Origin of the sequence: Burkholderia sp. LK4, assembly GCF_001043615.1 — a bacterium.
Taxonomy (GTDB): Bacteria; Pseudomonadota; Gammaproteobacteria; order Burkholderiales; family Burkholderiaceae; genus Burkholderia; species Burkholderia cepacia.
On sequence record NZ_LDUL01000092.1, the window covers coordinates 1 to 20,566 of the forward strand.

19 protein-coding genes are annotated in these 20,566 nt (G+C 66.7%); 10 read left to right on the plus strand and 9 right to left on the minus strand.

The window, feature by feature from the left end:
• Positions 1-97: 97 nt before the first annotated feature.
• The 9 genes from VK92_RS34620 to VK92_RS34660 form a co-directional block, all read right to left on the minus strand.
• Positions 98-601: a hypothetical protein gene (locus VK92_RS34620; protein WP_027788893.1), complete on the minus strand. Its 504-nt coding sequence runs from the start codon at positions 599-601 to the stop codon at positions 98-100.
• Positions 602-1,147: 546 nt separating this feature from the next.
• Complete coding sequence (locus VK92_RS34625) at positions 1,148-2,554, minus strand: amino acid permease (RefSeq protein ID WP_048026600.1); 1,407 nt, start codon at positions 2,552-2,554, stop codon at positions 1,148-1,150.
• A 232-nt stretch (positions 2,555-2,786) separates the two neighbouring features.
• Positions 2,787-3,443, minus strand: a complete 657-nt coding sequence (gene rqpR, locus VK92_RS34630) for a response regulator transcription factor RqpR (protein WP_021157028.1) — start codon at positions 3,441-3,443, stop codon at positions 2,787-2,789.
• 7 nt (positions 3,444-3,450) lie between these two features.
• Positions 3,451-4,266, minus strand: coding sequence for a quorum system sensor histidine kinase RqpS (gene rqpS / locus VK92_RS34635; RefSeq protein ID WP_042973076.1), 816 nt, complete (start codon positions 4,264-4,266; stop codon positions 3,451-3,453).
• Between the two features lie 415 nt (positions 4,267-4,681).
• Positions 4,682-5,452, minus strand: coding sequence for a ferredoxin--NADP reductase (locus VK92_RS34640; RefSeq protein WP_027788896.1), 771 nt, complete (start codon positions 5,450-5,452; stop codon positions 4,682-4,684).
• A 234-nt stretch (positions 5,453-5,686) separates the two neighbouring features.
• The gene (locus VK92_RS34645; protein ID WP_048026602.1) at positions 5,687-6,334 is read right to left on the minus strand and encodes a LysE family translocator; all 648 of its coding nucleotides are present in this window, start codon (positions 6,332-6,334) and stop codon (positions 5,687-5,689) included.
• Positions 6,335-6,496: 162 nt separating this feature from the next.
• Complete coding sequence (locus VK92_RS34650; RefSeq protein ID WP_021163082.1) at positions 6,497-7,312, minus strand: endonuclease/exonuclease/phosphatase family protein; 816 nt, start codon at positions 7,310-7,312, stop codon at positions 6,497-6,499.
• Positions 7,313-7,317: 5 nt separating this feature from the next.
• Complete coding sequence (locus VK92_RS34655; RefSeq protein WP_048026603.1) at positions 7,318-7,806, minus strand: hypothetical protein; 489 nt, start codon at positions 7,804-7,806, stop codon at positions 7,318-7,320.
• Positions 7,807-7,952: 146 nt separating this feature from the next.
• Positions 7,953-8,672, minus strand: coding sequence for a nitroreductase (locus VK92_RS34660; protein WP_042977599.1), 720 nt, complete (start codon positions 8,670-8,672; stop codon positions 7,953-7,955).
• Positions 8,673-8,904: 232 nt separating this feature from the next.
• Here VK92_RS34660 and VK92_RS34665 point away from each other — a divergent pair, with 232 nt between their 5' ends.
• From VK92_RS34665 to VK92_RS34710, 10 genes are all read left to right on the plus strand, one after another.
• Positions 8,905-9,885, plus strand: coding sequence for an AAA family ATPase (locus VK92_RS34665; RefSeq protein WP_048026605.1), 981 nt, complete (start codon positions 8,905-8,907; stop codon positions 9,883-9,885).
• 153 nt (positions 9,886-10,038) lie between these two features.
• Positions 10,039-11,148 carry an NAD(P)/FAD-dependent oxidoreductase gene (locus VK92_RS34670; protein ID WP_048026607.1) on the plus strand — a complete coding sequence of 370 codons (1,110 nt, stop codon included), beginning with the start codon at positions 10,039-10,041 and terminating at the stop codon, positions 11,146-11,148.
• A 465-nt stretch (positions 11,149-11,613) separates the two neighbouring features.
• Positions 11,614-11,925 (plus strand): high-potential iron-sulfur protein, encoded by a 312-nt coding sequence (locus VK92_RS34675; protein WP_021163765.1) that lies wholly within the window; start codon positions 11,614-11,616, stop codon positions 11,923-11,925.
• 191 nt (positions 11,926-12,116) lie between these two features.
• On the plus strand, positions 12,117-13,424 hold the full coding sequence (locus tag VK92_RS34680; RefSeq protein ID WP_048026609.1) for an MFS transporter: 1,308 nt from the start codon (positions 12,117-12,119) through the stop codon (positions 13,422-13,424).
• 319 nt (positions 13,425-13,743) lie between these two features.
• On the plus strand, positions 13,744-15,372 hold the full coding sequence (locus tag VK92_RS34685) for an ABC transporter substrate-binding protein (protein ID WP_021163767.1): 1,629 nt from the start codon (positions 13,744-13,746) through the stop codon (positions 15,370-15,372).
• A gap of 110 nt (positions 15,373-15,482) precedes the next feature.
• Entirely contained in the window at positions 15,483-16,493 is a 1,011-nt protein-coding gene (locus VK92_RS34690) for an ABC transporter permease subunit (RefSeq protein ID WP_011353491.1), read from the plus strand.
• Positions 16,494-16,497: 4 nt separating this feature from the next.
• The gene (locus VK92_RS34695) at positions 16,498-17,415 is read left to right on the plus strand and encodes an ABC transporter permease subunit (protein ID WP_021163768.1); all 918 of its coding nucleotides are present in this window, start codon (positions 16,498-16,500) and stop codon (positions 17,413-17,415) included.
• A 1-nt stretch (position 17,416) separates the two neighbouring features.
• Positions 17,417-18,415 (plus strand): ABC transporter ATP-binding protein, encoded by a 999-nt coding sequence (locus tag VK92_RS34700; protein ID WP_021163769.1) that lies wholly within the window; start codon positions 17,417-17,419, stop codon positions 18,413-18,415.
• Positions 18,412-19,428, plus strand: coding sequence for a peptide ABC transporter ATP-binding protein (locus VK92_RS34705; RefSeq protein ID WP_021163770.1), 1,017 nt, complete (start codon positions 18,412-18,414; stop codon positions 19,426-19,428). Before VK92_RS34700 ends, VK92_RS34705 begins: the two co-directional genes overlap by 4 nt.
• Entirely contained in the window at positions 19,421-20,566 is a 1,146-nt protein-coding gene (locus VK92_RS34710) for a TraB/GumN family protein (RefSeq protein WP_048026611.1), read from the plus strand. The genes VK92_RS34705 and VK92_RS34710 overlap by 8 nt, the downstream gene beginning before the upstream one ends.

Consider the following 20,566-nt stretch of genomic DNA (forward strand, 5'->3'; position numbering starts at 1 on the left):
GGGGAGGCGCGCAGCGGCGGGGAAGGCGAGCGGGACGGCCCGTGCCGGGCCGTCGGCAGGTTGCCGGGCGGATGCATCCGCCCGGCGGGGCGATGCGTCAGAGCGAGCCCAGGTACTGCGTCAGGTTGCGGATGTTGTTGTCATACGCGCTCGGCGAGCCAAGCTCGACGCCGCCGCTGCGCACGTAATACTCGAACGGCACGGAGCGGGTGCCGAAGAACGGCAGGAAATTGTCCGGCTGCAGCGTCGTGCCGTTCAGGCCGATCGCCCAGTTCCGCGACTTGTACAGCTCGAGCTCGCGGATCGTCGCCTGGACCTGGTTCGTCTCCGACGCGCGAATCGCGGCGATGTGCTGCGTCAGCGTCTCGATGTTCGCCTGGTATGCGCTCGGCTCGCCGACCGAGACGCCACGCGCGCGGACGTAGTAGCTGAACGGCAGGTTGCGTTCGGTGAAGAACGTGAGGAAACCATCCGGCGCGAGCGTATCCCCGTTCAGCCCGATCGCCCAGTTCTTGCTTTGATAATCCCTGAGCCCCGCAATCGTCTGGTTGGTCGCGCTGATTTCGACCTTCGCCGTGACGTTGACCAATGTATTGCTCATGACAGACCTCTCTGGTTCTTGTTGAACTTCGGACAGGTGCAGCGACATGCCTCCCCTCGGAGGCAATTCAATACCAGCGACCGGATTATCCGGCTTTAAATGTTGTTAATTAAAAAGATGCTGAAAATTCGTTCGTGAACGCGCAATGAATTTCTGTTTGATGGAAATGCGATTCGATGAAGCCGATTGCATCGCGTTGCGTTCATGTTGCGGCGAATTCCCCGTCTGACGCAGGCTGGGCGGGTGTGTGCGGCCGGCCGACCTGAATACTAGTTTGGCGAATGAAGGAGTTCAATGTCGTTTGCGAGATTATTTTCTTCTATTCATATTCAATTCAATTGAATTACATTTTTCATCGATTAATTTGTCGATCCGAATCGAATATACCGGCATTCGAAAAACAGCCGATGAAAACGGGAACTGCCGCGCGAATCGTTGCGGGAAACGCAACGCGGCGGCGTGACGGGTGAGTGAGCGGAGAGGAGGGGGCGGGGCCGGATGGCGGCCCCGCGGATGCGCACCGTGCCGCGTGCGGCACGGCGGCGCTCAGTGCGCGTCGTGGTGACCGTGCGCGAGCTTCGAGTGGTGACGCGAGTACAGGAAGTAGATCACGAGGCCGATCACGAGCCAGATGCCGAACGCGGCCCACGTGACGGGCTGCAGGTTCAGCATCAGGAACAGGCACGATGCGACCGCGAGGATCGGCACGACCGGTACGCCGGGGCAGCGGAACGCGCGTGGCAGGTCGGGGTGCGTGCGGCGCAGCACGAGCACCGCGATCGACACCATCGAGAACGCCGCGAGCGTGCCGATGTTGATCAGCTCGGCGAGCACGTTGAGCGGCACGAGCGCGGCGATCAGCCCGAAGAACAGGCCGACGAGCCAGGTCGTCAGGAACGGCGTCGCGAAGCGCGGGTGCACGCGCGACAGCGTTGCCGGCAGCAGCCCGTCGCGCGACATCGCGAAGATCACGCGCGTCTGGCCGTAGCTCATCACGAGGATCACGGTCAGCATGCCGAGCACGGCGCCGAGATCGATGAAGCCCGCCACCCACGTCTCGCCGGCGACCTGCAGTGCATACGAGATCGGGTGCGAGATGTTCGCGTACTGCGCCGACGGCACGATGCCGGTCGCGACCGCGGCGACCGTCACGTACAGTACCGCGCACACCGCGAGCGACGCGATGATGCCGATCGGCAAATCACGTTTCGGATTCTTCACTTCCTCGGCCGCCGACGACACCGCGTCGAAGCCGATGAACGCGAAGAACATCACGGCCGCCGCGCCGAACACGCCGTTCCAGCCGTGCGGCATGAACGGCTTCCAGTTGGCGGGCGTCACATGGAACACGCCGACCGCGATCACGAGCAGCACGACCGACACCTTGATGAACACCATGATGTTGTTGATGCGGGTCGACTCGCGGATGCCGATCGACAGCAGCGTGGTGATCACGATCATCACGAGGAACGCGGGCAGGTTGAACCACGTGACGACACCCGGCACCGCGCCGGGCGCGGCCGTCAGCACGGTGGGCAGCGTCAGCCCGAAGCCCTGCAGCAGCGACTGCAGGTAACCCGACCAGCCGACCGACACGGCCGACGACGCGAGGCCGTATTCGAGCATCAGGTCCCAGCCGATGATCCACGCGACGAGTTCGCCGAGCGTCGCGTACGAGTACGTGTAGATCGAGCCGGCGACGGGGATCGTCGACGCGAATTCCGCGTACGACAGCGCCGCGAGGCCGCATGCGATCGCGGCGATCACGAACGACAGCATCAGCGCGGGGCCGGCCTGCACGGCGCCGGTGCCGGTCAGCACGAAGATGCCGGTGCCGATGATCGCGCCGATGCCGAGGAAGGTGAGGTCGATCGCGCCGAGCGCTTTCTTGAGCCCGGCGGCCTGCGCGCCGGCGATCATGCGATCGACGTTTTTCTTGCGGAAGAGAGACATTGCGGATGAATCGCCAGCGCGCGCGGGCGCGATAGCGCTGACTGAGTGAAAACCCGCAATTTTAGCCGATTTGGCGCGCAAGACTCGCTGCGGCGCAGCGGTGTGCCGCGAAATCGTCCGATAAAACAAGCGCTTGCGCGCCCAAAGGCGGGGCGGCGGACGGCACTCGGCGGCGGCGCGGCATGCGCCGCGTCGCCGGGTCGGGTCGGGTGAGTCGGGCCCGGCGGGGAAATCAGGCGCCGGCCGTGGGCGCCATGTCGACGAGCTGGTTGCTCATCACGTAGAACGTGAGTTCCGCATTGTTCGACAGCCGCATCTTCTCGAGCAGCCGCGACCGGTACACGCTCACCGTCTTCACGGACAGCGACAGCGTGTTCGCGATGTCGGTGAGGCGCTTGCCCGACGCGAGCATGCAGAGCGTCTGGTATTCGCGGTCGGACAGCTTCTCGTGCGGCAGCGGCTCGTTCTCGAACGACACGTATTCGGCGAGCGCCTCGGCCATCGCGGGGCTCACGTACTTGCGGCCGGCCGCGACCTGCTGGATCGCGCCGATCATCTGCGCGGCGTTGACCGTCTTCGACAGGTAGCCGGCGGCACCGGCCTTCAGCGCGCGCACCGCGTACTGATCCTCGCGGTACATCGAGAACATCAGCACCGGCGTGCGCGGCAGCTTGCGCTTGAGGCGCTTGAGCACTTCGATGCCGTTCGTGTCCGGCAGCGAGATGTCGAGCAGGATCGCGTCGAATTCCTGCTTGTCGACGGCGGCCATGGCGTCGCCGCCGTTCTCGGCCTCGGTGACGTCGCGCGCGACGCCACGGTCGATCAGCAATTGGCGGATCCCTTGCCGGACGATCGCGTGATCGTCCACGAGCAGGATGTTCAGGCTCATGACGACCTCACGAAAGCGACGCGCGGCGGGCCGTGACGGGCACCGCGAGCAGCGAATCCCAGGCGAAGCGCGCGGTGACGCGCGTGCCGTGGCCGGCTTCCGGCGTGGCCGTCTCGAAGCTGCCGCCGAACGCCTCGCAGCGGGCGCGCATGCCGGCGAGACCGTAGCCGCTGCGGCGGCTGCGGGGGAAACCGGTACCATCGTCGGAGATAATCAGTGACAGATGCGTGCCGTCGGTGACGATCCGCACGTCGACCGACGTCGCGCGGGCGTGCTTCGCGACGTTCGACAACGCTTCCTGCGCGACGCGGAACACCGCGAGCGCGCCGGCGCCGGCGACTTGCGTCAGGCGCGCATCGGCTGCGCACACGAAGCTGGTGCGCAGGCCCGTGCGTGCCGCATGGGTGTCGACCCACGACGACAACGCGCCGACCACGCCCGCGTCGAGCGCCGGCGTGTCGCGCTCGTCGATCAGCCGGCGATTCGCGTCGGTTGCGGCGTCGAGCGCCTGCTGCGCCAGCTCCAGCGCGCGCAGGCAACCGTCCGGCGCGTCGGCCGGCAGCCACGTTTGAACGTTTGCGAGCGCGAAACGCGCGGCGGTGAGTTCGGCGCCGAGTCCGTCATGCAACTCACCGGCCAGGTGGCGGCGAGCGGCTTCGTCGGCGGCGAGCAATTGGGCAGACAGCGCTGCGATCCGCGCGGCGGAGGCGCCGCGTTTCGGCGCGGCGTCGGCAATGGGCGGAGTCGCGGCGCAGCCCGGCACGAGCTGTTGCGACGGGAACGGGGCGTGGGCGCCCAAAGGCGCGTTAAGCGACGTATCCATGACTCTCCCTGCTGTCAGAAAGCGGTTCAGACACCGGCTGGCTGCGTGGATCGGCTGCCGTTTCGAAGACGGTCGCCGCCAGAGAATCGCACCCTGCCGAGGTAACAAAAGTTACGTCTTGTAACACTTGCATCCGACCCTTCCACTCTCATCCGAACGGCAACCACGCGCGGCGAATAATATCTCAAAATTTCCGAAAAGGTCATGTCGGGCGGACATTTAAGGGTAAATGTGAATAATCGGAATGAACGTGTTGTAGGAAAAACACTGACACCCGAGCGCCGGACGATGACGTATCCAAATGTAACTATTTGAGATGGGATGATCCCAATTTGTTACGAATTCGCCAAGTAGGGACGAAAAAAAACCGGAGCTTTCGCTCCGGTTCTTGATGACGCGCAAATCTGGGGACTGATCAGTCCACGAATGCGCGTTCGATCACGTAGTGGCCCGGCGCGCTGTTCTTGCCTTCGACGAGGCCGGCCTGCTTCAGCAGGTCGGTCGTGTCCTTCAGCATCGCGGTGCTGCCGCACAGCATCACGCGGTCGTTTTCCGGCGAGAACGGCGGGACGTCGAGATCCGTGAACAGCTTGCCCGTCGCGATCAGGTCGGTGATCCGGCCTTCGTTGTCGAACGCTTCGCGCGTGACCGTCGGGTAGTAGACGAGCTTTTCCTTGATGATGTCGCCAAGGTACTCGTGGCCCGGCAGGTCGTGCTTGATGTAGTCCATGTACGCGAGCTCGCCCTTCAGGCGGCACGTGTGCGTCAGGATCACCTTGTCGAAGCGTTCGTAGATGTCCGGATCGCGGATGATCGACATGAACGGCGCGAGGCCCGTGCCCGTCGACAGCATCCACAGCGTCTTGCCCGGCAGCAGGTTGTCGGCAACCAGCGTGCCCGTCGGCTTCTTGCCGATCAGCACCGTGTCGCCCACCTTCAGGTGCTGCAGGCGCGACGTCAGCGGGCCGTTCTGCACCTTGATGCTGAAGAATTCGAGATGCTCTTCGTAGTTCGGGCTGACGATCGAGTAGGCGCGCGCGAGCGGCTTGCCGTCGACTTCGAGGCCGACCATCGTGAATTCGCCGTTGTTGAAGCGCAGGCTCGCCTCACGGGTGCAGGTGAAGCTGAACAGCGTGTCGGTCCAGTGATGGACGGATTGGACGGTGGCGGTGTCGTATTTGCTCATGGCTTTGAAAACGGACGCGCGTAGCGAACGCGAGTAACGGGCCCAAAAACGGGCAAAAAAACCGAGTGCGACGGCCCGATCGAGGATCGGCCGGCCGGCGCGTCGGACACGCGCCTTCTCGATGACAGACGATTGAGGAACTCGTTATTTTACCCTGTTGGCGCGGATCGCGGGCTTGACCCCCGCGGCTGCGCGGATTTGGCGCAACGAATTATTTCAATCTGCTTTCAGTTTTCAGCGCTCGGCCGCGAGTTTCGCGCCGAGGCCGACGAGCGCCACGCCGCACAGCGCGTCGAGCGGGCGCCGCACGCGCCGGTAGCCGCGCTGCGCGCGCGGGCTCGCGAACAGGTACGCGACGCACGAATACCAGCCGGCCGACAGCACGCCGATCGTCACCAGCACCGCGCCGTTGAACCACAGCGGCACGTGCGCGGGCAGCATCGCGGCGAACACGCTGGTCCAGAACGCGCACGATTTCGGGTTCGTCAGGCACGTGAACAGGCCGCTGCGATACGCGCGCAGGTAGTCGCGCGCGTGCGGCGCGGCCAGCGGTGCGCGTTCGTCGGGCGCATCGGCCGGTGCCGCGTCGCGGCGCACGCCCGAGCGCAGCAGCTTGAGGCCGAAATACACGAGGTACACGGCACCGCCGATCCGGATCGCCTCGTACAGCCATTCGACCTGGTGCAGCACGGCCGCGAGGCCGAGCATCGCGAGCGAGGCCCAGGCGACCGACGCGGTGCCGACGCCGAGCGCCGACGCGGCGCCGAGGCTGCGCCGCCCCGCGAGCGACAGTTGCGAAATCATGAAGAAATTCGGGCCGGGGGTGATCGCGGCGACGAGATAGACGACGGCGATTTGCAGCAGGATCGGCAGGTAGGTCATGGCGGCGCGGCCCGGCGGCGGGCGCGGGAGGAACGGGCAAGCCGTTAATGTAGCGCGTGCCGCGCGGCCGCGCTTTCGCCGGGGGCGACCGGAGGCGTGATCGACTCGCGGTCGCGGTCGTTGTTGCGAGCGTTTTGCGGCCGTTTCGCGGCCGTATAGCCGTTATTGCGGATCGAGGCGCAGGCGCGCGATATACGGCAGGTGGTCCGACAGCCACGCGGCCTCGCCGGACGGCGCGCGCCATTCGAGCGGCGTCAGCCCGCGCACGAACATCTTGTCGAGCGCGAGCGCTGGCGAGAACGCGGGGAACGTGCGGCCCGATTCGCCGAGCAGCGTCGCGACCTCGGACAACCCGATCTCGCCGAACAGCGCGACCGAATCGTTGCGCCAGTCGTTGAAGTCGCCGGCCAGCATCAGCGGGCCGTCGCCCGCGTTGCGCACGATCCAGTGCGCGATCCAGTGCATCTGGCGCAGCCGCGCGGCGCGCGTGAGCGCGAGGTGCGCGCACAGCAGCGTGACCGGTCGCGCGCCCGCAAGCGTCGCCCGCGCGACCAGCAGCCCGCGCCGCTCGAAGCGGTGCGCGGAGATGTCCCAGCGGCCGCCGAGGTCGAGCGGGTGCGGCGACAGGATCGCGTTGCCGTGCCGCCACGACGGCTTGAACACGTTCGGCCCGAGCGCGATCTGCCAGTCGAGCGCTTGCGCGATCTCGGTGGCCTGGCAGTGCCACACGTCGTCGACCGCGTCGTCCATCGGCGCGCCGAAGCCGGGCGCGAGCATCGGGCGCGGCATGCGGCGCGCCATCGCTTCCTGCAGGAAATACACGTCGGCGTGCGTCGACTGCATCCAGTTGCGCATCGCGTTCCACGCGGTGAAGCCGAGCGGCGAGCGGCCCTTGTGCAGGTTCCAGCTCACCGCGGTGATTTCGTCGGGCGCGGCGTGCGGTTCGGCGAACGGCAGGGAGAGAGCGTCGGCGGACATGACGCTCAATCCTTCGCGACGTGCGCACGCACGCGGTACACGAGGTGCGGACGCTGCTCGACGAGCGTCCAGTCGGTCCACGCGTCGGCGCCGACCGTCAGGCCGGGGTGGCTCGCGACGATTTGCCGCGGCGACGCGGGTACGCACGGATCGCTGCGCGTCGCGTTTTCGTCGTCGAGCGTTTCCTGCACGTCGAGCGCGAGCGACACGGTGTTCGCGCCGGCATCGACGGTGAGCGGCGCGACCGTCACCGAGCGCGAGCGCTCGGTCGGCACGACGCGCGCGGCATTGCCGCAGCCGACCGGCACGGCGGACGGATAGCGATGGGTATCGGTGCGGGTCTGACCCACGGTGGTGCGCTGCTGGAACGTGTCGATGGTCTGACCGTCGCGTACCACCTGGATCTCCCACGCGACGGAGGCCGGCGCGGGGCTCTGCGCATGGGCGGCGAGCGCGATGCTCGCGAGCAGGACGGCCAGGCCGTGTTTCAGCATGAAACGTCTCCGGGAACGCGCGATAGCGGGGAACGGACGCACATCTTACGCCCGATCGATTTCGGTCGTGATGTGACAGGACGCGTCGCGACAGGTTCGCCGCACGATGCGGTCCTGTTCGAAAGGTAGGGCCGCGTCATGCGTTTTCAACCGAAAAAACGCGCGAACTCCGCGACGCTCGCGCGCTCGGTGACGAGGCGGTTCTCGATCGCGTCGGGGTCCGCATGGCCGAGCGACATGCCGCAGACCAACTGTTCGTTGGCGGGAATGCCGAGGTGTTCGGCGATGATCCGGTGAAACGGCACGAACGCGGCCTGCGGGCAGGTATCGAGCCCGCGTGCGCGCGCGGCCGTCATCACGCCTTGCAGGAACATCCCGCAGTCGAGCCATGCACCGTGTGTCATCACGCGGTCGAGTGTGAAGAACAGCGCGACCGGCGCATCGAAGAAGCGGAAGTTGCGCGCGTGCTGCGCATGCATGCGCGCCTTGTCGTCGCGGCCGATGTTCAACAGGCCGTACAGGTCCCAGCCGACCTTGCGGCGCCGGTCGATATACGGCGACACCCATTCGCGCGGGTAGTAGTCGTACTCGGCGACGTATTTCTCGTCGCGCGCGGGATCGTCGTGGGCCGCGGTGAGCGCGGCGGCGAGCGCGTCGCGCGTGGCGCCCGTCGCGACGTACACGCGCCACGGCTGGATGTTGGTGCCCGACGGCGCGCGGCTCGCGGCTTCGAGGATCGCCTCGAGCGTGTCGCGCGGCACGGGCGTCGGCAGGAACGCGCGGATCGCACGGCGCGACGTGAGCGCCGCGTCGACGGCGCCGGTCGCATCGGCATCGACGCGCGGGAAAGCAGTGGGGACGGACATCGGCATACCTTCGGGGCGAGATCCGACGCGCCGCGGGGGGGCGCGGTCGGCCGGGCCGGTGCGGCGGGTGGGTGAACCGACGATCATACGCCGCGGTGCGCTGGCGTGCAGCGCGCGCGGGGTGTTAGCAGCACACGCGCGTGGCTGCTTGCTTGCGCGGGAATACGGGATCGCTACACTGAAATCGTAAGGGTCTGATGATCGTGTGACAGCAAGCGGCAGCGAGGTTGGTATGACGACGGCGATGGTGAAACAGGAACTGGCGGTGGCGTCCTTCAGCACGGTGTACGACCTCGAGCAGGTCGAGACGGCGCTGAGCGACCTGAACGAGAGCGCGAGCGACGCACTGCGCGCCACCTACGAGAAGATGCTCAAGACGGGCAATCTGCGCTTTTGCGTGAAGCCGAACCGGATGCCGTCGTTCGACGCGCTCGGCGAGGCATTGCCCAATTTCGCCGAGCCGCTCGACGACGTGCGCAAGCAGATCGCGCTGTGTCTCGAAACGGACGACCGGCTCGAACTGATGCCGATCCTGCTGCTCGGGCCCCCGGGCATCGGCAAGACGCATTTCGCGAAGGCGCTCGCGCAGCTGCTCGGCACCGCGTACCACTACGTGCCGATGAGTTCGCTGACGGCCGGCTGGATCCTGTCGGGGGCGTCGTCGCAATGGAAGAACGCGAAGCCCGGCAAGGTGTTCGATGCGCTCGTGAACGGCAGCTACGCGAACCCGGTGATCACGGTCGACGAGATCGACAAGGCCGGCAGCGACGCGCAATACGATCCGCTCGGCGCGCTGTACGCGTTGCTCGAGCACGACACCGCGCGCGCGTTCATCGACGAATTCGCGGAAGTGCCGATCGATGCGGGCAACGTGATCTGGATCGCGACCGCGAACGATGCGCATGCAATCCCGGAGCCGCTGCTCAACCGGATGAACGTGTACGAGATCGAGCCGCCCGATGCGGCCGGCGCGCGCCGGATCGCGCAGACGATCTACGACGAGATCCGCACGTCGCATGCGTGGGGGCGGCGCTTTCCGGAGACCCTGGGCGACGACGCGCTCGACGTGCTGGCCGCGACACCGCCGCGCACGATGCGCCGCGCGCTGCTGCACGCGTTCGGCGCCGCCCGGCTCGACGGGCGCGACGCGATCGGGCCGCGCGACATCCGGGCCGACGAGGGCGCCGCGAAGCGCCGGCCGATCGGCTTCTGAACCGGCGGCGCGGGCACGGCGGCGGCATGCGCGCGCCGTGCCGTGCGGCGTGCACCGTGTCGTCGCGACGCGGTGCGCGACCTTCGGCAAGCGGGAGAACCGGGACGTACAATTCTCTTCTCTCCCCTCGACGCGCTAGCGGCGCGAAACGTCATGGAGCAGATGGATTGTGTCGTGATCGGCGCGGGCGTCGTCGGTCTTGCGATTGCGCGCGAACTGGCCGCGCGCGGGCGTGAAACGCTCGTGCTCGAGGCCGCCGATGCGATCGGCACGGGTACGAGCTCGCGCAACAGCGAAGTGATCCATGCGGGGCTCTACTATCCGCGCGGGTCGCTGAAGGCGACGTCGTGCGTGCACGGGCGCGACCTGCTGTACGAATTCTGCGAGACGCATCACGTGCCGCACCGGCGCACCGGCAAGCTGCTCGTCGCCACCAGCGTCGCGCAGGTGAAGCAGTTGAAGGCGATCGCCGCGCGCGCGGCCGAAAACGGCGTGCTCGACCTGATGCCGCTCACGCGTGCCGAGGCGCAGACGCTCGAGCCCGCGCTCGAATGCGTCGAGGCGCTGTTCTCGCCGTCCACCGGCATCGTCGACAGCCACCAGCTGATGCTCGCGCTGCTCGGCGACGCCGAGCGCGACGGCGCCGTGTGCGCGCTGAAATCCCCGGTCGAATCGATCGACGTGCTGCGCGGCGGGCGCTTCGTCGTGCGCACGGGCGGCGACGCGCCCGCCGAGATCGAGGCCGCGTGCGTGATCAACAGCGCGGGCCTCGGCGCGCAGGCGCTGGCGCGCCGCACGCGCGGCCTCGACCCGCGCTGGGTGCCGCCGCTCTATCTCGCGCGCGGCAATTACTTCAGCCTGTCGGGCCGCGCGCCGTTCTCGCACCTGATCTACCCGATGCCCGATCGCGCGGGGCTCGGCGTGCACCTGACGCTCGATCTCGGCGGGCAGGCGCGCTTCGGCCCGGATGTCGAGTGGTGCGATTCGCTGCGCTACGAAGTCGATCCGGCGCGTGCGACCGCGTTTTACGCGTCGATCCGCGCGTTCTGGCCGGGCTTGCCCGACGACGCGCTGCAGCCGGCCTACGCGGGCATCCGGCCGAAGCTCGCGGGGCCCGGCGAGCCGCCGGCCGATTTCATCGTGCAGGGCGCCGCGCAGCATGGCGTGCGCGGGCTCGTGAACCTGTTCGGCATCGAGTCGCCGGGGCTCACCGCGTCGCTCGCGCTCGCGCAGCGCGTGGGCGACATGGCGGCTTACCGCTGATGTGGCGGGCGTGTAGCGGGCATGTCGCGTGTGCGTGTCGGCTAGGTTGCAGGCACGTGGCAGCCGTGTGAAATTCCTTATCTCTGGAATTTCGGCACGCACATTTATTCGCTTGAGCGTTATTCTGTCGAACGGCTGTACAGGGTCTGTCTACCGATGGAACACGCATGCGAAGGCCCGAAATCGCTCGCAGGGCAAGGAGGGAGGAGCGCCGTTTGGCCGAGCCAAACAAGCGACGACCGACGCCGCCATGCGGGCGATTTCGGGTCTTCCCGTGGAAACGATACCGATTAGGGGTTGCCCCGAGAAGGGCCGCTCGCCGCGTTGCACTCCTTGCGAATACGTCCAGTATTCGCGGCGTCGCGCGCCTCGCGAGCGGCCCTTCTCGGGGCAACGCATGCGTGTTCCATCGGTAGACAGACCCTGGAACAGCTTTCAAACCGATAACGTTGGAGCGAGTCCCCCATGAAAACATCCCGTCGGAGTTTCCTGATTACGAGCATTGGTGCCGTGTCCGCGCTGGCGCTGTCGCGCGAAGCGCTGGCCGATGCGCCGATGCTGTCGGAAACCGATCCGACCGCCGTGGCGCTCGGCTACAAGGCCGATGCCACGAAGGTCGACAAGACGAAGTACCCGAAATACGCAGCGGGCCAGGATTGTGCGGCCTGCATGCTGTACCAGGGCAAGAAGGGCTCGGCCTCGGGCCCGTGCGGCGCCTTCCCCGGCAAGCAGGTGTCGGCGAAGGGCTGGTGCAGCGCCTTCTCGAAGATGGGTTGAGGCCCGTGCGGCATCGTGCGATGCCGCATTGTGGCGAAAACCGCAAAACGCCCGCCGTCGAACGATGGCGGGCGTTTTTTATTGCTTGAAAACGGTTCCGTCGCTTTCTACACTCGCTGCAAACCAGCGCGCCGCGGGCACCCCGCGCACCGCGCCGCCCGACACGGCGTACTGACGAGGACGAGGCACGCATGGCGACGATTGCGAATTCAACGAAAACGATTCGGCCCGAGCGTGCGCTGAACCGCCGCGCGGTGTTCGCCGCCGTGATCGGCAACGCGCTCGAGTGGTACGACTTCACGGTGTTCGGCTTCATGACGGTCGTGATCGCCGAGCTGTTCTTCCCGACCTCCAGCGAATATTCGTCGCTGCTGCTGACGACGGCGACGTTCGGCGTCGCATTCTTCATGCGCCCGATCGGCGGCATCGTGTTCGGGCTGTACGCGGATCGCGCCGGCCGCAAGGCCGCGCTGTCCCTCGTGATCCTGTTGATGACGGGCGGTATCTTCCTGCTCGCGGTCGCGCCGCCCTACGCGGCGATCGGCATCGGCGGGCCGATCCTGATCGTGCTGGGCCGCCTGCTGCAGGGCTTCTCCGCGGGCGGCGAATTCGGCAGCGCGACCGCGCTGCTGATCGAGGCCGCGCCGTTCTCGAAACGCGGCTTCTACGGCAGCTGGCAGATGGCGAGCCAGGCGGCCGCGCTGCTGATCGGCGCGCTCGTCGGCGCGGCCGTCACGCGCGGGCTGTCGCACGATGCACTGCGCAGCTGGGGCTGGCGCGTGCCGTTCATCCTCGGGCTCGTGATCGGCCCGATCGGCTTCTACATCCGCCGCCATCTCGCCGATTCCGAAGCGTTCCTGCATGCGCAGCAGAACGCACGCCGCGCGACGCTCGGCGAAGTGTTCACGCGCCACCCGCGCGAGATGCTGTGCGGGCTCGGCTCGGTGATCGCGCTGACGGTGACGATCTACGTGCTGATCAGCTATCTGCCGACCTTCGCGGTGAAGCAGCTGAAGCTGCCCTACGCGGAATCGTTCTACGCGGTGATCGCCGGCAACCTGCTGCTGATGGTGCTGTCGCCGGTCGCGGGCGCGTGGTCGGACCGCATCGGCCGCAAGGGGCTGTCGCTGTGGTCGCTGGTGCTGACGCTCGCGCTGATGTATCCGCTGTTCGCGTGGCTCGACGCGGCGCCGAGCATCGCGCGGCTGATCGCGGTGCAGGTCGTGCTGTCGATCACGCTCGCAGGCTACTACGGGCCGTTCGGCGCGATGATCGCCGAACTGTTCCCGGCCAACGTGCGCTCGACCGGGCTGTCGATCGCGTACAACGTCGCGGTGATGCTGTTCGGCGGGTTCGGGCAGTTCATCGTCACGTGGCTGATCAAGGTCACGGGCACGCCGCTCGCGCCGACCTACTACGTGATGGCGGGGATCGCGCTGTCGATCGTCGCGGTCGCGTTCGTGCCCGCGCGCAGCGCCGACCTCGACGCACCCGCGTGACGACATGACGATTTGAAGACGATTATCGGATCGTTTCGCAAAACGCAATGATGTGCTGTGGAACACGCGGAAACGGCGCGTCGAGCCTTCGTGTTCGCGCCCGAATTGTTTAGTCGTCGAACGAAACTTGCGCGAGATGAACGGAATTGTCGCTCGCGCGCGTTTTCGCATTTTTTACCCCCACTAAACATCGGCACAAACCCGCGCGGGCATGTAGAGGAGTTTTTTCTCCAGCTTGTTGCCACATCGTTAGCTCAAGTAATATCCGCGTACGCCGGCCCCTGGCGGGCCGGTTCCGACCTGGAGACCTGGAGGAAACATGGAATACAACCGTCTGTTGCACACCCTGCGTGTTACCGCCATTGCAGGCGTGGCAGCGGCATCGCTCGGCGTCGCGGGTTCTGCATTCGCACAGATTCCGAACAAAACGCTCGTCTACTGCTCAGAAGGCAGCCCGGCGGGTTTCGATTCCGCGCAATTCACGACCGGCGTCGATTTCACCGCCGCCACGTTCACCGTCTACAACCGCCTCGTCGAATTCGAGCGCGGCGGCACGAAGGTCGAGCCGGGCCTCGCCGAGAAATGGGACGTATCGTCCGACGGCAAGGTGTACACGTTCCACCTGCGCCACGGCGTGAAGTTCCACACGACCGACTTCTTCAAGCCGACGCGTGAATTCAACGCGGACGACGTGTTGTTCACGTTCCAGCGCATGCTCGACCCGAACCAGGCGTTCCGCAAGGCGTACCCGGTGTCGTTCCCGTACTTCACCGACATGGGCCTCGACAAGCTGATCACGAAGGTCGAGAAGGTCGATCCGTACACCGTGAAGTTCACGCTGGCCGAGCCGAATGCGCCGTTCATCCAGAACATGGCGATGGAATTCGCGTCGATCCTGTCGGCCGAATACGGCGACCAGCTGATGAAGGCCGGCAAGGCCGCCGACATCAACCAGAAGCCGGTCGGCACGGGCCCGTTCATCTTCCGCAGCTACACGAAGGATGCGACGATCCGGTTCGACGGCAATCCTGATTACTGGAAGAAGGGCGAAGTGAAGATCTCGAAGCTGATCTTCTCGATCACGCCCGACCCGGGCGTGCGCGTGCAGAAGATCAAGCGCAACGAATGCCAGGTGATGAGCTATCCGCGTCCGGCCGACATCGCGACGCTGAAGGCCGATTCGGGTGTCGACATGCCGTCGCAGGCAGGCTTCAACCTCGGCTACCTCGCGTACAACGTCGAGCACAAGCCGGTCGACAAGCTCGAGGTGCGTCAGGCGCTCGACATGGCGATCAACAAGAAGGCGATCCTCGAATCCGTCTACCAGGGCGCCGGCCAGGCGGCTTCCGCGCCGATGCCGCCGACCCAATGGTCGTACGACAAGAACCTGAAGATGGCCGCGTACGACACCGCGAAGGCGAAGGCGCTGCTGGCGAAGGCCGGTTATGCGAACGGCTTCGAGATCACGCTGTGGGCGATGCCCGTGCAGCGCGCGTACAACCCGAACGCCCGCCTGATGGCCGAGATGATCCAGGCCGACTGGGCGAAGATCGGCGTGAAGGCGAAGATCGTCACGTACGAGTGGGGCGAGTACATCAAGCGCGCGCACTCGGGCGAGCAGGACACGATGCTGATCGGCTGGACGGGCGACAACGGCGACCCGGACAACTGGCTCGGCACGCTGCTCGGCTGCGAAGCGATCAAGGGCAACAACTTCTCGCACTGGTGCTACAAGCCGTTCGACGAGCTGGTCCAGAAGGGCCGCACGACGACGGGCCAGGACGCGCGGACGAAGCTCTACACGCAGGCCCAGCAGATCTTCGCGCAACAGCTGCCGTTCTCGCCGATCGCGAACTCGACGGTCTACCAGCCGGTGCGCAAGAACGTGGTCGACATGCGTATCGAGCCGCTCGGCTATGCTCGTTTCGACGGTGTTGGCGTGAAGTAATACGCCTGTCGTAAGCTGTCGCGAAGACCGGCTAATTCATCCGGCGGCGGGAGGCCAAAAGCTTCCCGTCGCCGGTCGCACATTTCCCACAAGAAAATACGAGACGCATCATGTTCACATTCGTGTTGCGCCGCGTGGGGATGGTGATCCCGACCTTCATCGGCATCACCATCCTGGCGTTTGCGCTGATTCACCTGATACCGGGCGACCCCATCGAAGTGATGATGGGCGAGCGCGGCGTCGATCCCGCGATGCATGCGGAGGCGATGAAACGCCTCGGGCTCGACCAGCCGCTGCCCATGCAGTACCTCCACTACATCGGCCGGGCGCTGCATGGCGACCTCGGCACGTCGATCATCACCAACACGAGCGTCGCGGGCGAGTTCTTCGCGCGCTTCCCGGCGACCGTCGAACTGTCGCTGTGCGCGCTCGTGTTCGCGCTCGCGGTCGGCCTGCCGGCCGGCGTGATCGCCGCGCTGCGGCGCGGCTCGGTCGTCGATCACGGCGTGATGGGCACCGCGCTCACCGGCTACTCGATGCCGATCTTCTGGTGGGGGCTGATCCTCATCATGGTGTTTTCGTCATACCTCGGCTGGACGCCCGTGTCGGGGCGCATCGCCGTCGAATACGACTTCCCGCATCCGACGGGCTTCATGCTGATCGACGCGCTGCTCGCGCCGGACGAAGGCTCGTTCAAGTCGGCGGTCAGCCACCTGATCCTGCCCGCGATCGTGCTCGGCACGATCCCGCTCGCGGTGATCGCACGGATGACGCGCTCGTCGATGCTCGAAGTGCTGCGCGAGGACTACATCCGCACCGCACGCGCGAAGGGGCTGTCGCCCGCGCGCGTGGTCGTCGTGCATGCGCTGCGCAATGCGCTGATCCCGGTCGTCACCGTGATCGGCCTGCAGATCGGCACGCTGCTCGCGGGCGCCGTGCTGACCGAGACGCTCTTTTCGTGGCCTGGTGTCGGCAAGTGGCTGATCGATGCGATCGGCCGTCGCGACTATCCGGTGGTCCAGGGCGGCATCCTGCTGATCGCGACGCTCGTGATCGTCGTGAACCTGGTCGTCGACCTGCTGTACGGCGTGCTGAATCCGCGCATCCGCCACACGAGGTAATTCCATGAGCAATCTGCAAAACACCTTGCCGAGCGAATCCGCGCCGGCTGGCGGCCGTGCGCTCGCGCTGCGCGAGTTCTGGGCCAACTTCTCGCGCAACCGCGGCGCCGTCGGCGCCGGGATCGTCGTGATCGTGCTGATCCTGGTCGCGCTGCTCGCACCGCTGCTCGCGCCGCACAGCCCGGTCGAGCAATACCGCGACTACGTGAAGATTCCGCCCGCGTGGCTCGCGGGCGGCAACTGGCAATTCATCCTCGGCACCGACGAAGCGGGCCGCGACATCCTTTCGCGCCTGATGTTCGGCGCACGGATGTCGTTCTGGATCGGCTTCGTGTCGGTCGTGCTCGCGCTGATCCCCGGCATCGTGCTCGGGCTCGTCGCCGCGTTCTTCCAGAAGTGGGCCGACACGCCCGTGATGCGCATCATGGACGTGCTGCTCGCGCTGCCGTCGCTGCTGCTCGCGGTCGCGGTCGTCGCGATCATCGGCCCGGGCCTCACCAACACGATGTTCGCGATCGCGATCGTCGCGCTGCCGGCCTATGTGCGTCTCACGCGTGCGTCGGCGCTCGGCGAGCTGCAGAAGGAGTACGTGACGGCGTCGCGCGTGGCCGGTGCCGGCACGCTGCGCCTGATGTTCTCGCAGGTGCTGCCGAACTGCACGGCGCCGCTGATCGTGCAGGCGACGCTCGGCTTCTCGTCGGCGATCCTCGACGCGGCCGCGCTCGGCTTCCTCGGCCTCGGCGTGCAGCCGCCGACCGCCGAGTGGGGCGCAATGCTCGCTTCTGCGCGCGACTACATCGACAACGCATGGTGGATCGTGACGATGCCCGGCCTGTCGATCCTGATTTCGGTGCTCGCGATCAACCTGCTCGGCGACGGGCTGCGCGACGCGCTCGATCCCAAACTGAAGCGGATGGCATGACATGAGCGAGAACCTACTGACCATCCGCAATCTCGCGGTGAACTTCAACGGCCTGCCCGCCGTCGACCGGATCAACCTGTCGATCGCGCCGGGCGAGGTGGTGGGCGTCGTCGGCGAATCGGGCTCGGGCAAGAGCGTGACGATGATGGCGCTGATGGGCCTGATCGACGCGCCGGGCAAGGTGACGGCCGACGAGGTCACGTTCAACGGCGTGGACCTGCTGAAGGCATCGCCGAAAGCGCGCCGCAAGATCGTCGGCAAGGACATCGCGATGGTGTTCCAGGATGCGCTGACGAGCCTGAACCCGAGCTACACCGTCGGTTACCAGATCAAGGAAGTGCTGAAGCTGCACGAAGGGCTGCGCGGCGACGCGCTGCACCGGCGCGCGCTCGAACTGCTCGACCAGGTCGGCATTCCCGATGCGAAGAACCGCATCGCGTCGTTCCCGCACCAGATGTCGGGCGGGATGAACCAGCGCGTGATGATCGCGATGGCCGTCGCGTGCAACCCGAAGCTGCTGATCGCCGACGAGCCGACCACCGCGCTCGACGTGACGATCCAGGCGCAGATCATGGACCTGCTCGTGAAGCTGCAGAAGGAGCGCGGGATGGCGCTCGTGCTGATCTCGCACGACCTGGCCGTGGTGTCGGAAGTCGCGCAGCGTGTCGCGGTGATGTATGCGGGCGAGGTCATCGAGACCAATCGCGTGCCGGACATCTTCCGCGCGCCGCATCATCCGTACACCGAAGCGCTGCTCGCCGCGATTCCCGAGCACAATAAGGGGGCGCGTCGCCTTGCCGCATTGCCGGGCATGGTGCCGGGCCGCGATGATCGCCCGTCCGGGTGCCTGTTCGCGCCGCGCTGCAAGTACGTCGTCGACGATTGCCGCAAGGCGCGGCCGGCGCTCGATACGCTGGTGCCGGCCAACGATGCGATGCGTGCGCGCTGCATCAAGCCGCTCAATGTTTCCAACCTCGACCTGACGGGAGGTGCACGATGAATGCAGTCAATCAGACGCGTGCCACGCCGCACGACGAGGAAGCCGTGCTGGTGGCCGACGGCCTCGCGAAACACTATTCGGTGAAACGCGGGATGTTCGGGCAGGGTACGGTGAAGGCGCTGAACGGCGTGTCGTTCTCGCTGAAGCGCGGCAAGACGCTCGCCGTCGTCGGCGAATCGGGCTGCGGAAAATCCACGCTCGCGCGCCAGCTCACGATGATCGAGACGCCCACCGCGGGCCACCTGACGATCGACGGCAAGGACGTTGCCGGCGCGAACCGCGAGACGGTCGCCGACCTGCGCCGCCGCGTGCAGATGGTGTTCCAGAACCCGTTCGCGTCGCTGAATCCGCGCAAGACCGTCGAGCAGACGCTCTCCGAGCCGCTCGAGATCAACGCGAACCTGACGGCCGCCGAGCGCGCGCAGCGCATCGCGCAGATCATGCGCACGGTCGGCCTGCGGCCCGAACACGCGAAGCGCTATCCGCACATGTTCTCGGGCGGCCAGCGCCAGCGTGTCGCGATCGCGCGCGCGATGATCCTCGATCCGCGCATCGTCGTCGCCGACGAGCCGGTGTCCGCGCTCGACGTGTCGATCCAGGCGCAGATCCTGAACCTGTTCATGGATCTGCAGGAGCAGTTCAAGACGAGCTACGTGTTCATCTCGCACAACCTGTCGGTGGTCGAGCACGTCGCGGACGACGTGATGGTGATGTACTTCGGCAGCGTCGCCGAGCTCGGCGACAAGGCGACGATCTACGCGCGGCCGCGCCATCCGTACACGCGCGCGCTGATGTCGGCGACGCCGGCGATCTTCGAGGAAGACCGCCGCGTGCAGATCAAGCTGCAGGGTGAACTGCCGTCGCCGCTCAATCCGCCGTCGGGCTGCGCGTTCCACCAGCGCTGCCCGTATGCGGTCGAGCGTTGCCGTGCGGAGGAGCCGCAGCTGCGCGAGGTCGACGGCCGGCGCGTGGCCTGCCATCGGGCCGAGGAGGTAGGGGAGGCGAATGCCTGAAGTGATGGCGGCGCGCGCGTCCGGCGTGCGCCGTGCGGGGGCAAGCGGCGCGCGCGTGATGCGCGCGTACCGCTACGCGCGGCGCTGGGGCGTGCGTACCGTCACGGGCGCGGCGCTGGCCGGCGCGTGCGTGGCGGCCAGCCTCGTGGTTCCCGTCGAATCCGCGCGCGCCGAAGGGCGCGCGCCGGCCACTTCACCGATCCATCCGTCGCAAGTCCCGCCGCCCGGCATGAGCCTGCCGGGTTTTCATGCACCCGCCGTGTCGAACGGCACGGTCGCGAGCGGCGCGGTGCGTGTGCAGCCCGCGCGCATGCCGTTCTACGTCGCGACCAAGGGGCGTGTCACGCTCTACGTGCTCGGCACGCTGCACACGGGCGATCCGTCCGATTACCCGAGCGCGCAGCCGTTCCGGCCGCGCATTCTCGCGGCGCTCGCCGCGTCGCCGACGCTCGCGCTCGAACTGTCGCCCGACGACCTGCTCGAATCGCAGGACGACGTGTCGAAGTACGGCGTATGCCGCTACCCGTGCCTGCAGCGCCTGCTGCCGGAGCCGCTGTGGCAGCGGCTCGCGGCGCGCCTGCGCGGCAACCCGGCCGCGCTCGCCGAGATCCGCAAGATGCGGCCGTGGCTTGCGGCGCTCGTCGTCGAGACCTACGATTCGCTGTCGGCCGGCCTGCAGACCGAGTACGGCACCGAGGCGCAGTTGCAGAACGTGTTCCTGAAGAAGAAGGGCGGCCGCGTGATCGGGCTCGAGACCCTCGCCGAACAGATGCGCGCGTTCACCGGGCTGACGCTCGCCGAGCAGCGCGAGATGCTCGCGCAGGACATGGTGCAGACGCCTGCACAGAACGCCGACGACATCAAGGCGCTGCACCGGCTGTGGCGAATTGGCGACGCCGATGCGATCTCGGCGTGGGCCGTCGCGAAGAGCGAACGGCTCGCGCGTTCGAAGGTGTTGTCGGCGTCGATCGACAACAAGATCGTGTACGAGCGCAACCGCCGCTTTGTTGCACGGATGACGGCAATCGCCGCACCGAACCGGCCGCTGTTCGTCGCGATCGGCGCGCTGCATCTGGGTGGCCCGCGCGGCGTGCTCGAATTGTTGCGCCAGCAAGGATACCGGGTCGACGCGAACTGA

Excerpts from the sequence above, each read along its gene's own strand:
- VK92_RS34620 (WP_027788893.1), bottom strand. The coding sequence starts at position 601 with ATGAGCAATACATTGGTCAACGTCACGGCGAAGGTCGAAATCAGCGCG.
- VK92_RS34625 (WP_048026600.1), bottom strand. The coding sequence starts at position 2,554 with ATGTCTCTCTTCCGCAAGAAAAACGTCGATCGCATGATCGCCGGCGCG.
- rqpR (WP_021157028.1), bottom strand. The coding sequence starts at position 3,443 with ATGAGCCTGAACATCCTGCTCGTGGACGATCACGCGATCGTCCGGCAA.
- rqpS (WP_042973076.1), bottom strand. The coding sequence starts at position 4,266 with ATGGATACGTCGCTTAACGCGCCTTTGGGCGCCCACGCCCCGTTCCCG.
- VK92_RS34640 (WP_027788896.1), bottom strand. The coding sequence starts at position 5,452 with ATGAGCAAATACGACACCGCCACCGTCCAATCCGTCCATCACTGGACC.
- VK92_RS34645 (WP_048026602.1), bottom strand. The coding sequence starts at position 6,334 with ATGACCTACCTGCCGATCCTGCTGCAAATCGCCGTCGTCTATCTCGTC.
- VK92_RS34650 (WP_021163082.1), bottom strand. The coding sequence starts at position 7,312 with ATGTCCGCCGACGCTCTCTCCCTGCCGTTCGCCGAACCGCACGCCGCG.
- VK92_RS34655 (WP_048026603.1), bottom strand. The coding sequence starts at position 7,806 with ATGCTGAAACACGGCCTGGCCGTCCTGCTCGCGAGCATCGCGCTCGCC.
- VK92_RS34660 (WP_042977599.1), bottom strand. The coding sequence starts at position 8,672 with ATGTCCGTCCCCACTGCTTTCCCGCGCGTCGATGCCGATGCGACCGGC.
- VK92_RS34665 (WP_048026605.1), top strand. The coding sequence starts at position 8,905 with ATGACGACGGCGATGGTGAAACAGGAACTGGCGGTGGCGTCCTTCAGC.
- VK92_RS34670 (WP_048026607.1), top strand. The coding sequence starts at position 10,039 with ATGGAGCAGATGGATTGTGTCGTGATCGGCGCGGGCGTCGTCGGTCTT.
- VK92_RS34675 (WP_021163765.1), top strand. The coding sequence starts at position 11,614 with ATGAAAACATCCCGTCGGAGTTTCCTGATTACGAGCATTGGTGCCGTG.
- VK92_RS34680 (WP_048026609.1), top strand. The coding sequence starts at position 12,117 with ATGGCGACGATTGCGAATTCAACGAAAACGATTCGGCCCGAGCGTGCG.
- VK92_RS34685 (WP_021163767.1), top strand. The coding sequence starts at position 13,744 with ATGGAATACAACCGTCTGTTGCACACCCTGCGTGTTACCGCCATTGCA.
- VK92_RS34690 (WP_011353491.1), top strand. The coding sequence starts at position 15,483 with ATGTTCACATTCGTGTTGCGCCGCGTGGGGATGGTGATCCCGACCTTC.
- VK92_RS34695 (WP_021163768.1), top strand. The coding sequence starts at position 16,498 with ATGAGCAATCTGCAAAACACCTTGCCGAGCGAATCCGCGCCGGCTGGC.
- VK92_RS34700 (WP_021163769.1), top strand. The coding sequence starts at position 17,417 with ATGAGCGAGAACCTACTGACCATCCGCAATCTCGCGGTGAACTTCAAC.
- VK92_RS34705 (WP_021163770.1), top strand. The coding sequence starts at position 18,412 with ATGAATGCAGTCAATCAGACGCGTGCCACGCCGCACGACGAGGAAGCC.
- VK92_RS34710 (WP_048026611.1), top strand. The coding sequence starts at position 19,421 with ATGCCTGAAGTGATGGCGGCGCGCGCGTCCGGCGTGCGCCGTGCGGGG.